The 14005-nt window shown below is 41.1% G+C and carries 9 protein-coding genes; 2 read left to right on the top strand and 7 right to left on the bottom strand.

Translation table 11 applies throughout. The features are described from left to right. Positions 1–8: 8 nt before the first annotated feature. From eno to rlmD, 5 genes are all read right to left on the bottom strand, one after another. Positions 9–1307 (bottom strand): phosphopyruvate hydratase, encoded by a 1299-nt coding sequence (eno, locus tag CSC79_RS18185; RefSeq protein WP_099297274.1) that lies wholly within the window; start codon positions 1305–1307, stop codon positions 9–11. 108 nt (positions 1308–1415) lie between these two features. Continuing rightward, complete coding sequence (locus tag CSC79_RS18190) at positions 1416–3050, bottom strand: CTP synthase (RefSeq protein WP_099297276.1); 1635 nt, start codon at positions 3048–3050, stop codon at positions 1416–1418. Positions 3051–3211: 161 nt separating this feature from the next. Beyond that, the gene (gene mazG, locus CSC79_RS18195) at positions 3212–4009 is read right to left on the bottom strand and encodes a nucleoside triphosphate pyrophosphohydrolase (protein WP_099297279.1); all 798 of its coding nucleotides are present in this window, start codon (positions 4007–4009) and stop codon (positions 3212–3214) included. A gap of 8 nt (positions 4010–4017) precedes the next feature. Further along, positions 4018–6174, bottom strand: coding sequence for a GTP diphosphokinase (relA, locus tag CSC79_RS18200; RefSeq protein ID WP_099297281.1), 2157 nt, complete (start codon positions 6172–6174; stop codon positions 4018–4020). 8 nt (positions 6175–6182) lie between these two features. Next, on the bottom strand, positions 6183–7508 hold the full coding sequence (gene rlmD, locus CSC79_RS18205; RefSeq protein WP_099297284.1) for a 23S rRNA (uracil(1939)-C(5))-methyltransferase RlmD: 1326 nt from the start codon (positions 7506–7508) through the stop codon (positions 6183–6185). A 97-nt stretch (positions 7509–7605) separates the two neighbouring features. Here rlmD and barA point away from each other — a divergent pair, with 97 nt between their 5' ends. Continuing rightward, positions 7606–10371, top strand: coding sequence for a two-component sensor histidine kinase BarA (gene barA / locus CSC79_RS18210; protein ID WP_099297286.1), 2766 nt, complete (start codon positions 7606–7608; stop codon positions 10369–10371). Positions 10372–10388: 17 nt separating this feature from the next. On the opposite strand, the gene CSC79_RS18215 is transcribed toward barA, so the two are convergent. Further along, positions 10389–11360 (bottom strand): hypothetical protein, encoded by a 972-nt coding sequence (locus tag CSC79_RS18215; protein ID WP_099297288.1) that lies wholly within the window; start codon positions 11358–11360, stop codon positions 10389–10391. 444 nt (positions 11361–11804) lie between these two features. Here CSC79_RS18215 and CSC79_RS18220 point away from each other — a divergent pair, with 444 nt between their 5' ends. Continuing rightward, positions 11805–12563, top strand: coding sequence for a hypothetical protein (locus CSC79_RS18220; RefSeq protein WP_099297290.1), 759 nt, complete (start codon positions 11805–11807; stop codon positions 12561–12563). Positions 12564–12586: 23 nt separating this feature from the next. Here the strand turns inward: CSC79_RS18220 and CSC79_RS18225 are convergent, their stop codons facing one another. After that, on the bottom strand, positions 12587–13879 hold the full coding sequence (locus CSC79_RS18225; RefSeq protein WP_099297292.1) for an NCS2 family permease: 1293 nt from the start codon (positions 13877–13879) through the stop codon (positions 12587–12589). Positions 13880–14005 lie beyond the last annotated feature (126 nt).

Raw genomic sequence — 14005 nt, forward strand, 5'->3', positions numbered from 1 at the left:
CTAAAGCATTACTGACCTTTAACTTCTTTAAGGCCGTTGTACGGTGCTTTAGCGCCTAATTGCTCTTCAATGCGAAGCAATTGGTTGTACTTAGCAACACGGTCAGAACGGCTCAGTGAACCCGTTTTAATTTGACCCGCTGCGGTACCTACTGCTAAATCAGCGATAGTGGCGTCTTCTGTTTCACCAGAACGATGAGAGATAACCACTGTAAAGCCAGCATCTTTAGCCATTTTGATTGCTGCTAACGTTTCAGTTAGTGAACCAATTTGGTTAAATTTGATTAAGATAGAGTTAGCAATACCGTTATCAATACCACGCTTTAAGATTTTAGTGTTTGTAACGAACAAGTCATCACCAACTAACTGAACTTTGTCACCAATTAATTGTGTTTGGTGTGCAAAGCCGTCCCAATCAGACTCATCTAGACCATCTTCAATTGATACAATTGGGTATTGCTCAGTAAGATCTTTTAAGAAGTGGTTAAATTCTTCTGATGTGAATTTTTTACCTTCGCCTTTCAGGTCATAGATATTTGCTTCTTTGTCGTAGAACTCAGAGGCAGCACAGTCTAAGGCTAATGTAATGTCTTTACCTAGCTCGTAACCTGCGTTTGCTACAGCGACTTTTATCGCAGCAAGGGCGGCTTCATTTGAAGCAAGGTTAGGTGCAAAACCACCTTCGTCACCTACAGAAGTTGAGTGACCTTCTGATTTAAGTACTTTTGCAAGGCTGTGGAATACTTCAGCACCCATGCGTAGTGCTTCACGGAAGTTAGCCGCGCCAACAGGTTGAACCATAAACTCTTGAATATCTACTGAGTTGTCAGCATGCTCACCACCATTGATGATGTTCATCATTGGTAATGGCATAGAGTACACACCAGGCGTGCCGTTTAGATCAGCAATGTGCTCATAAAGCTCTACTTTTTTAGATTGAGCAGCAGCTTTTGCTGTAGCAAGTGATACTGCTAGAATTGCATTAGCACCTAATTTTTCTTTATTCTCAGTGCCGTCTAAATCTAGCATTACTTGGTCAACAGTCTGTTGTTCTAATGCGTTTTGACCTTCTAAAGCAGCAGAGATTTCATTATTGATAAAACCAACCGCTTTTAAAACACCTTTACCTAAGTAACGTGCTTTATCACCATCACGTAATTCAAGTGCTTCGCGAGTACCTGTTGATGCACCTGAAGGTGCTGCAGCGCGTCCCCAAGAACCGTCAGCTAAATGAACATCAGCTTCTACAGTTGGGTTACCACGCGAATCCATAATTTCGCGACCAATCACTTTTACGATATTTGACATCTCGATTCCTCTTTTCCCAAAATGGTGAGTTTGCCGGCTTTATTAATTTTCCTTAATACCGCCGCTTTAAAAACAAATAAGCCGTGCATAGAGCACGGCTTATTCACATTACGATGACGCTTTTTGATGAGTGTGTGCAGCTGCAACAAACCCTTCAAATAGCGGGTGACCATCACGTGGTGTTGACGTGAATTCCGGGTGGAATTGCGCGGCAATAAACCAAGGGTGATCTTTGTTTTCGATAATTTCAACTAACTTCTTATCTTCAGATAAGCCAGTGAAGCTCAAGCCAGCTTGCTCAAGCTTTTCTACAAAGTTGTTATTTACTTCGTAACGGTGACGATGACGTTCAACAATCTCATCACTGCCGTATACTTCACGTACCTTTGAACCCGGCGTTAAGTGGCATTTTTGAGCGCCTAAACGCATTGTGCCACCTAAATCAGATGCTTCATCGCGTACTTCTACGTTACCATCTGCATCTAACCACTCAGTAATTAGGCCTACTACAGGCGCTGAAGACTTCGCATTAAATTCTGTTGAATTAGCATCTAAAAGACCTGCAACATTACGTGCATATTCAATCAATGCTACTTGCATGCCCAAACAGATACCTAAGTAAGGCACTTTATTTTCACGGGCATATTTTGCCGCTAAAATTTTACCTTCAACACCTCGGCCACCAAATCCGCCCGGTACTAAAATCGCGTCTAAGTGAGCAAGTCGTTCTGTACCTTTGCTTTCAAGGTCTTGTGAATCAACGTATTCAATATTAACGGTTAAACGGTTTTTTAGGCCTGCATGTTTAAGTGCTTCGTTAACTGATTTGTATGCATCTGGTAATTCAATGTATTTACCTACCATACCAATTGTTACTTCGCCCGTTGGGTTAGACTCTTGGTATAATACTTGTTCCCATTCAACCAAGTCAGCTTCAGGCGCTTCTAGGTGGAAACGACGACATACAAAGTGATCAAGCTCTTGAGACTTTAATAGTGCTGGAATTTTATAAATGCTGTCTACATCTGGTAACGAGATAACTGCTTTCTCTTCAACATTAGTGAAAAGTGCAATTTTTGCACGCTCATTATTTGGTAACTTACGATCAGAACGACAGATAAGGATATCTGGCTGAATACCAATTGAGCGTAGCTCTTTAACAGAGTGTTGCGTTGGTTTGGTTTTCACTTCACCTGCAGGGCCTAAGAATGGCACTAGCGTTAAGTGAATAAACAATGCGCGCTCACGGCCAATTTCTGTGCCTAACTGACGAATTGCTTCTAAAAATGGTTGTGACTCAATATCACCTACCGTGCCACCAATTTCAACGATTGCCACATCGTGGCCTTCAGCACCGTCATAAACACGTTGCTTAATATCGTTAGTAATGTGTGGAATTACCTGAATAGTTGCACCAAGGTATTCACCACGACGCTCACGACGCAGTACATCTTCATATACACGGCCTTGTGTGAAGTTGTTACGGCTTGTCATTTTGGTGCGGATAAAACGCTCATAGTGACCTAAATCAAGGTCTGTTTCTGCACCGTCTTCGGTGACAAATACTTCACCGTGTTGAATTGGGCTCATTGTGCCTGGGTCAACGTTGATGTAAGGATCCAGCTTTAGAATGGTAACATTAAGACCACGGGCCTCTAAAATAGCTGCCAATGATGCTGCTGCAATACCTTTACCCAACGAAGAAACAACCCCGCCGGTAACGAAGATAAATTTTGTACTCATGCGAACCCTAGAATATCAGGAATTAAAAGGAATATAATACCCAAACAAGTGATTTTGGAATATGTTCAAGACGGGGCGAAATTATAGCAAAAGCCTCTCTATCAATCCAGTGAAAGTTAGCAATTCTCTGCACAAAAAACACACTCCAAAGCGCTCACTATCTAAGGCTGCTTTTTAATCGCCTCCCACGCAGCATCCATTTCTTCAAGGCTTGCGGTGTCAAGCGACTGTCCTTTAGCCTGTAAATAAGCCTGCACCTTTTGAAATCTTGATGAAAATTTATCATTTGCGCTGCGTAATAACTGTTCAGGATCACGTTTTATATGACGTGCAACATTAACGGTCGCAAATAACAAATCGCCCACCTCTTCAGCAGTATGCTCTGAGTAAGGGTCAACCGCGAGTGCTTCTTTTACTTCATCAACTTCTTCAGCCACTTTATCAAGCGCACCATGATACGTGGGCCAGTCAAAACCTAGCCCTGCGACACGTTGCTGAATCTTTTTTGCTTTACTTAATGCTGGTAAGTTAACTGGTATATCTTGCCACAGCGAAGTGGCTTCACTGGTGTTTTTATCTTTGCGTTCTTGCGCTTTAATTTGCTGCCACTGCTGCGCAACTTGGGTGTCAGTTAAGGCATGCTGATCTGCAAATACATGAGGGTGGCGTCTGATAAGTTTGTTATTTAAAACACTAACAACATCATCAAAATCAAACAGGGCTTGTTCCTTTGCCAATTGCGCATAGAAAACAACCTGAAAAAGTAAATCGCCTAGCTCTGCTTTTAGCTCAGTGTAATCACCACGCTCAATACAATCGGCCACTTCATACGCTTCTTCTAACGTATGCGGCACGATCGAGTTAAAATCTTGCTTTAAGTCCCAAGGACATCCGCTTTGTGGATCGCGCAGCTTTGCCATAATTGCTAATAATTCAGATAATGAGTTTTGCTTTTCCATAAACCCCTCTAGTGGCTTCGCTTGGCTTGGTGAACGCCTTCAATCTGATCAAGCTTTGAAAGCAAACGATTGGTACTAGACAAGTCGTGTACCTCAACTTGCATTGTAAATTTAGCCAGTTGCCTGTCTTCGAGCGTTTCCATATTCATGTTCAACACGTTTACTTTTTCATTAGCAAGCACTGAACTAATATCACGAATTAACCCTGCGCGATCTGTAGCTTCAATTTTAATACTTAACGCGTATGAACCATTAATTTCATCTGACCAGCTAACTGCTATTACGCGTTCTGGGTGCTTATTTTTTAAATTAGTAAATGAGTCACAATCGTCTCGATGTACGGCAATACCCCGGCCTTGTGTGATATAGCCAATAATTTGCTCACCAGGAACTGGGCGGCAACATTTAGCTACATGGCTCATTAAGCTGCCCACACCATCAACCACAATACCGTTTTTATCCCCACTCATTTTTGTTGGGTTTTTAAAACGGATAACAGGTTCATCATCTGTTCGGTCAGTAATAGAATTAAGCAGTTGATTTAAACGTACATCACCTGCTCCTATAGCAACTAACAGATCATCAAGCTCTTTAAAGTTATAACGAGAAATTGCAGGTTCAAGCTCCTTATAGGTAAGCTCTAACTTTTGCAGTGCTGTGTCTATGATCTCTTTACCTGCGCTTAGATTTTTATCGCGGTCGAGTTGCTTAAACCAATGATGAATCTTTGCGCGCGCGCGTGATGACTTTATATAACCCAATGAGGGGTTTAACCAATCGCGACTCGGGTTGGGTTGCTTTTGGGTGAGAATTTCAACCTGATCGCCGGTACTTAGTTGATGAGTAAACGGCACTATTTTGCCAAATACTTTAGCACCAATGCAGCGGTGACCTACATTTGAATGAATGTAGTAAGCAAAATCCAGTGGTGTTGCTCCCAGTGGTAAGTCAAAAATATCACCGCGCGGGGTAAAGATATAAACGCGGTCTTCTACCACTTGGTTTTTCAGTTCATCCGCTAAATCACTGCCATCAACCACTTCTTCTTGCCATTGCAGTAGTTTACGCAACCAACTAATTTTTTGCTCATAACCTGAACCACGGCTAGGGAGCGCACCTTCTTTATACATCCAGTGAGCGGCAACACCCAGCTCTGCATCTTGATGCATTGCATGAGTACGAATTTGGATTTCAACGGTTTTCCCCTCAGGGCCAAACACCACCGTATGAATAGACTGATAGCCATTTTGTTTTGGTGTGGCTACGTAATCGTCAAACTCTTTGTTTAGATGCCGCCAATTAGTATGAACAATCCCGAGTGCGCCATAGCAATCTTGTAGCTCATCAACTACAATCCGCATGGCACGAATATCAAAAAGTTGATCGAATTCGTAATTTTTTTGCGCCATTTTTTTGTAGATACTAAAAATGTGTTTTGGTCGACCATAAACTTCAGCTTTAATACCAACTTCGGCAAGCTTTGTTTTTACTTGCTCAACCATATCAGCCATATAAGCCTCACGGCCAAGGCGCTTATCGTCTAATTGCTTAGCAATACTTTTATACAAGTCGGGGTGCAGGTAACGAAAAGAAAGGTCTTCTAGCTCCCACTTTAATTGACCTATCCCTAAACGATTCGCTAGAGGGGCAAAGATATCGGCAGTTTCTTTAGCTGCTATTACACGCTCTTCTTCATTGGCATTTTTCAGCTCGCGTAGATGACATACCTGTTCAGCAAGCTTAATCACTACTGCACGCACATCCTCAACCATGGCTAATAACATGCGGCGAATATTATCGACTTGCACGGTGCCATTGCCTTGGTGAGCTAAGGTACTAATCGTCGCCATTTGCGAAACACCCGTAAGCAACACGCCAACATGACTACCCATTACCTCTGTTACTTTTTCAATGCATACTAAATCGTCTAGAAAATAGGGAGTAATGTAAGCCGTTGCTAACGTTTCAGAGTCCAGATTCATTTCCACCAATATTTCAACCATTTCCATGGCCATCATCTGTTGGTGTTGATCAGGAAGAGCCGCGCATAAAGAGTTGGCTTTGATCAGTAACTCGCGCTTATCTTTGGTTAACGCGAGTAATTCAAGTCGCGTTTTAAAATCTGCTGACTTATCCTGCTGATGTGATTGCCGTGTAGCTACCATGTTGCGCTCTATCTCCTTTGAAATAATGCCATTGTTTCAATATGCCCTGTGTGGGGAAACATATTCATTAGCCCTATTTTTTCAAGTGAAAACCCCGCTTGCGAGATAATTGCACTGTCACGGGCTAAAGTAACAGGGTCGCAAGAGACGTATAAAATCGTTTTAAATTGCTTGAGCGGCAGTTGTTCCAAAATAGCCATAGCACCAGTTCGAGAAGGATCTAACAATAAAACATCTAATGCTTTACTAAACCACGGTGCTTGCTCTATTGATTTAGTTAAATCAAAGCAATGAAATTGCGCATTCGCTATTTGGTTAGTTTGCGCATTTTGACGAGCCATTGCAACCGCCGATGACACTCCTTCAACACCAATTACATTTTTTGCACATTTAGCCACCACTAAGGAGAAGTTACCAATCCCGCAGAACAGGTCAAGTATTTGTTCGTCCCCATTTAAATCAAGCCAGTCAACAGCTTGAGTTAACATAGCTTGGTTAACTTTAGCATTAACTTGAATAAAATTACCTAAGCCAAATTCAAATTTTAAATGCTGTTCAGGTAGTTGATAAAATGGCATTGCTAGATGGTCATGCTCAATTACATCACTTTGGTCTTGAAAAATAATTTGCCACTGCAAGGTCGCACCAAGTTCAATAATTGTCTGTTTAAGAGCTTCACTAACCGCTTTAGTATGGCGCAAAATAACAAAGTTTTGCTCATCTGCTTGGCATAATTGAATGTGACTAACGCTACGAAGCTCATTATATTTATTTAGCAAGGAGTCAAAATGGTTGAAGACATCATCATAAACGTGGCTTAGAACGGGGCATTTATTGACACTAATAATTTGTTTAGAGCCCTTTGCTCTATAACCTACACGCATTTTTTTTGCGTTTTTGTCGTACATTACGGCTAAGCGCGCACTACGGCGGTAATGCTTTGGCTCACTTAATAATGGCGGCTGCCATGCCATATTTTCTAGTTTTGCAAACTTAGCGAACAGCTGACTTACTGCAACCTGTTTCTCAACCAGTTGCTGATCCAACCGTAAATGTTGTAATTGACACCCTCCACATTGCTCGTAATGCTCACAAAAAGGGGCAACTCTGGCATCACTTTGATGCTCTACTTTGATTGTTTTTGCTGCGCAGTGGCGAGATTTATCCTCTGTCAATTTTGCCTTTACGACTTCGTTGCTCAAAGCGCCACTAACAAAGCATACTTTATTATTATACTTAGCAATGCCTCGCCCTTGATGGTCCATGCCAGTGATGGTTAATGAAACAGGCTGCCCTGAGAGGGTCTTTTTTTTTACTTGGAAAAACTGTGCCATCGGGCAACACCTTAAATATTGATTGTATCGGCAAGATTGATTACTCGCCTATAAGTATATACTCTTAGTTAACTAATAATGATAACTACATTAACTTATGACTAAACTTGGTTTGCGCGACTCAGTTTTAGCGCTGACATTAATTCCCACAGTTCTAATTGGACTACTACTTGGTGGCTATTTTACAATAAATCGTTACTTTGAGCTTGATAAAATATTATATCAGCAAGGCTCAATGATTTCGGAGCCATTATCGATTGCAATAGAGCAGCCTTTATTAGCAAAAAATAAACAGCAACTTAATCGGCTAATTAGTCATGCTCACAATAAACACTCGCCAGCGATAAAAACCATTGCAATTTTTGACGCAAACAAACAACTCATTCTGACCAGCAATTACCACAGCGACTTTGATGAGCAAATAGATGAGTCTCAATTACGAGCTGATAATAAAACGAAACAGCAAGAAAGCGATGGATTCATCCTATTTTACACGCCCATTGTCAACCTCTCAACGCCCGAGGCTCGCTGGAGTGATTCAGCGTTTCAAACTACTTTAGGCACAATTGTTGTTCAACTTAATAAAGACCCGGCAATTATCGGACAACAAAGAGCACTGTTAATCAGCGGGATTGTAATTATATTTGCACTCTTGCTTGCCGCTATTTTGGCGATTCGTTTAAGTAGGATGTTCATAACACCACTTAATAAGCTAGTTATTGCCAGTGACAGGTTGATCGAAGGAAAACGAGATACTGGCCTAAACACACCAATGATGGGTGAATTTGAGCAACTTCGCCTAGGCTTAAACACAATTTCTGATACCATGGTGGTGCAAAGAGACGAAATGCAAAAGCACATTGACCAAGCCACCAGTGATTTGCGCGAATCGTTAGAAATGTATGAAACACAAAATATTCAACTTAATATTGCGAAAACAGATGCTCAGGACGCTAACCGTGTAAAGTCAGACTTTTTAGCAAAAATGAGCCATGAATTACGCACTCCACTCAATGGTGTTATTGGATTTACAAGGCAACTACATAAAACGCCTTTAAATAAACACCAAAAAGACTACCTCGATACTATTGAACTCTCCGCCAATAGTTTGATGACAATCATTAGTGATATTTTAGACTTTTCTAAGCTTGAAGCGGGTGCTATGGAGCTGGAGTCAATCCAATTTCAGTTACGCGACAACATCAATGAAGTACTTACATTACTTGCACCAAGTGCCGACGAGAAACAACTAGAACTTTCCATTTATATAAATTCACAAGTCCCTGACAATATTACCGGCGATCCAACTCGCTTTAAGCAAGTACTTATTAACCTCATAAGCAACGCAATTAAGTTTACTGAAAAAGGTGCCATCAAAATTGATGTTGGCCATCGCCTTTTAGACGAAGAGCGCACGTCAATTCTCGTGTCGGTGACTGATACTGGTGTTGGTATCCCAATGGACAAACAAGATGCACTGTTCACACCATTTGGGCAGGCAGATTCAAGTATTACCCGTAAATTTGGAGGGACAGGACTTGGCCTGATTATTACAAAACACATCGTTGAAGCCATGGGTGGACGTATTACTCTTAACTCAGCACCCGGGCACGGTACGTGTTTCACGTTTAATGGTGTATTTAGCCTTCCTAGCCATAATGTTACAAATGACTTACCAAGTAAATCGCTTGCCAATAAGCGCATATTGTATCTAGAGCCACATGAACACACCCATTATGCAGTCTCATCTTTATTAAAAGATTGGCAAACTCAAGTAACCGGCTGCTTTGATGAAGAAAGCTTTTTCGACGAAATCAAAAAAGATTTTAATTACGATATTTGTATCATTGGCCATGTTGCCACAGTCGATGAAATGCAGCGTTTAAAAAGCTATATAAAAGCAGCGCGTGAATCCACCGATTACTTATACCTGATGTTAAATACTGTATCGCATAGCATGCGTGAATCTTACATAGGTAGCGGTGCAGATGCGTGTTTAAGTAAACCTCTTAACCATCGCAAACTATGTGAAGTGCTAGCGGCTCCTTATCGCCTTGATCACCCCGTACACAATATTGAACAAAGTGACGACAAGCTTTTACCATTAAAGGTGCTGGTTGTAGATGATAACGACGCCAACTTAAAGTTAATTTACACGTTACTAGAAGAAAAAATAGAGCTCATCGATACTGCTCACAATGGCTCACAGGCATACAGCCTGAGCAAAAGTCATAAATACGATATTATATTTATGGATATTCAAATGCCGATTATGGATGGCATTACGGCCTGTAAACTTATTCGCGAATCATCTCTTAATGAAGATACGCCAATCATTGCCGTAACGGCACATGCCCTTGCTGGCGAGAAAGAGCAACTAATAAAGGATGGCTTTAAAGGGTATTTAACCAAACCTATCGATGAAGATATGCTAAAACAAAGCATTAGTGAATATAGCCCTAAATCACCAATTATGCGGGATAAAAACCGCCAAGAGCATATTGTGTCAGAGCCTCCTTTCACCAGCAATTCACTTGATTGGACTCTCGCGCTGCAACGAGCCGGAGGAAAGCACGAGCTCGCATTAGAAATGTTAAACATGCTCTTACTTAGTGTTCCAGAGACATTACGCTTACTCGATGAAGCTATTCATAATCAAGACTGTGAGCACGTACTCAGTATCATTCACAAATTCCACGGCGCATGTTGCTATACTGGTGTTCCAAAGCTTAAGAAGCTTGCAGAAGGACTTGAAACAGCTTTAAAAGGTGATTGTGATTTAAGTTATATTAAACCCGAACTCTTTGAGCTAAATGATGAGCTTGAAAACTTAATGACTGATGCAGGTATGGCTCAACATTAGAGCCATACCAAACACGCTTAATGACATACCTGCGTTAATGCTTTTGCTAATTTTAGACTGCTTATTTTCCAAGGCTGTTTTTGTGCGGTTAAATCAATTGAAACCCTTGCGATATCATTAAACAAGTAGTCTCCTGGCGCATTCAATCTCGTTAAGTGTTCACTTAACTGCTGCTGGCAAAAGGGCCCTGTGTCACCATGTATTACCAAAACAGGCTTGGCAACAGACTGTGCAAACTCAGCAAGTGCTTCTCGGTATACTTTAAATCCATCACACTGTTTCACCACCGTTTTGCTGCAGGCCGGCTGTATTGTACCGTGAGTATATATATCGGCTTGGAACCCTATAACGTAAGCTTTCGCTAATGGGTCTGCACGTGACAACCACTCGAGGTTTAACTTATCACGTTGCTGCGCAGCCTGATTCGCCAACGCTTTATCTGTTTTTAATACTTGCCGACGGCCGTTATGAGTCCCTGCAATATGTAAGGTCATAAATTCAACCCCCGCAAGTTGCCAACGTGCATTCTCGACCATGGTGTGCTGTGTTTTATATTTCGCTAACCGACTTGCTTGATTTAGGTAGCCTGGCGTGTACATCAAGCGCTTCACAAATGCTAAACGTTCAAGTTCATCAAAACGAGGTTTTAAACTATTACGGTCACAGTCAGTCCACTCATTATCGCCTGGGGTATATATAAATGGCCTACTTGTCAGCCCTCTTAATAGCTTTTTATTACTCATTAGAAGCTCATTTGTACAGGGCTCTGAACCGGCTTTTATATCGCCTAGATGCATCAGAAATGAATGGGGTGTCTGCTGTATTTTTTTGGCTAAAATACCATTTTTATTCAGGCTCACCTTATCCACAGAAGTGTATGGCATATCAGCAATAACTAAAAAGTCAGTATCGGTTGCAGAGTTTAGCGGCTCGCTCACCAAGGCTGGGCTGTTAGATAAAACCTGCAATACAGTTAACATTAGAAGCATATTCATTCCAAAAGGCTAAAACTATGTTTCAGTTAACCACTTTATAAACATAATTAAAAGAAACGGCTTTTTCAATTATACCCAAACCACCTCAAGATGCAGAATTCAGCGTTTCACAGGGGCTTAATATCAAGGCGTTACTTTGCAATAATGGCCATCCCTTTTCAGAAGGAACAACGATGAGAGTAAGTGCCTGTGAAGCGCCCAGCGGGTTGGTTTAAAAGCGATTTATACTGCGTTATCGATTTTAACAATAGAACCACTATTACTTGCAATCAATGCCTTGCCTAAATCGCTTTTAATTCCAACTGAAAACTCGCATCTTGAGGTGGCTTGGGTATATGAAAACACTTTTTCTTTTCGATATCCCGCGCAAAACTACCCCCTTAGCATATAATTGAGGTAAGATAAAAATTATTAGCTTTGAAACCAGAGACCTGAACCATGATCGTTTCTATTATTATTGTGTTGATAGTTGCACTAATCGTCATTGCCCTATGGGTGAGTGCCGTACAACAACATAAAGAGAAACAAGAAACAGAGCGTCGCAAAGAGCTCACAAAACAAAAAAAGATCATAGAAGAATCTGAAGACGTACTTCTCAACAGTGCTAACATTCCTATGTCTGAAGGGGTGCTGCGTGTAATTCAACGTCGTATTTATGATGCGCTTACTGAGATGGTTCAGTTATCCCCCTCTTCAAAAGAACTTAAAAACCGTTTGAATGAATCCAAAACGCGATTATCCAATCAAGTGGATTCAAATGAATCTGAAAATCTGGCATTACCTGATAACGACAAACAACTCATTGCACTTATTCAAGGTATAAAGAAGTTAAGAGCCCTTTTACGCTCTGAGCACGGGAAAGGTAAAGTGGATAGCCAAACATTTGTTGCTGAAGACAAACGAATGGAGAAGCTACAATTAAAAATAAACATAGAGAGTCAGATTAAACGCGGTTTATCTGCTCGTTCAGCTAATATGGTTGGTTCAGCTCGGCAATATTTTGAAAAAGCATACGCAACTATCTCCGCAGTTCCTTACACTGATGATTATGTTAATAACAAAAGGCAAGAACTTGAGGGGTATTTAGAAGCCATAAGTACGGAACTAAAAGCTTCTAATGCAACAGCACTGAAAAAGAAAACTGAGGAAGAGCAAGACGATTTAGATGTCTTATTTGCACCAAAGAAAAAGTGGTAACCCACTTTTTCTTTGTTTACAGGCTACGATAAAAACGCAAACTTAATTACAAACATCACCGTTAAAATCCACACACTGACACTAACTTCATCACGTTTACCGCAAAGCACTTTCACCGCAGTATAAGAAATAAAGCCCAAAGCAATACCATGAGCAATTGAAAAAGTAAGCGGCGTCATCAGTAAAACAACACTGACAGGTATAGCATCTGTCATATCATCCCAGTTCACAAGCTTAAGGTTTTGTAACATCAACACTGCTACATATAAAATAGCGCCTGCAGTAGCATATGCGGGGACCATTTGTGCAAGTGGTGCAAAAAACATCATCAATAAAAAACAGATACCAACTACAACTGCCGTAAGACCTGTGCGCCCTCCTACAGACACACCTGCCACAGATTCAATATAAGACGTTGTTGTTGATGTGCCTAACATAGAGCCAGCTATCGTTGCCGTACTATCAGCACTCAATGCACGACCAAGGCGGGGCATATTACCTTTCTCATCTGCAAGCCCTGCTTTTTGAGTCACCGCAACTAACGTGCCCGAGGTATCGAATAAATCAACAAACAAAAATGCAAATATCACGCTCAACATCGATAGCTCAAGTGCAGCTGCGAAGTCTAATTGCATAAAGGTAGGAACAATCGAAGGCGGCATTGACACAACACCTTGATACTCAACTAAGCCAAAGCCAAGCGCGATTAAAGTCACTGCTAATATGCTAATCAGCACACCACTTTTAAAGTCTCTATAAAGCAACGCTGCTATGATGAAAAAACTAAAAATTGCGAGTAAAGGTCCTGCTTCGGTGATATCACCTAATTGAACAAATGTCGCCGGGCTTGCAACAATAATTCCTGCATTTTTTAGTGCAATAAGCGCTAAAAATGCACCAATTCCCGTCGCAATAGCTTGTTTGAGCACCAACGGAATCGCATTAATAATCCACTCTCTGACCTTAAACAAACTCAATAGTAAAAAGATACACCCCGACATAAACACCGCACCAAGCGCAGCTTGCCATGTATACCCCATACCTAAAACGACTCCGTAGGTAAAAAATGCATTTAATCCCATTCCTGGTGCTAATGCTAATGGGTAATTTGCCCAAAACCCCATAATAAAACACCCTATCGCTGCTGCGATACAGGTCGCAACAAACGCCGCGCCTTGATCCATTCCAGCTTCAGCAAGCATAGCGGGGTTCACAAAAACAATATACACCATGGTGATAAAGGTAGTTACACCGGCAATACATTCGCGCCGAATGGATGAATTTTGCGCTCTTATTTTAAAAATGGCTTCAAGCATAAGTATTTTTTCATTAAACGAGTGAATAATTGCGTAATTTTACCATAGATTTATGGAATAACAGGACAAATTACCTTTGATTAGACTAAACTTAGGCTGTGAATGAAAACAATAATATGCGTGGTA

Source organism: Pseudoalteromonas sp. 3D05, from assembly GCF_002723455.1.
Classification (GTDB): Bacteria; Pseudomonadota; Gammaproteobacteria; order Enterobacterales; family Alteromonadaceae; genus Pseudoalteromonas.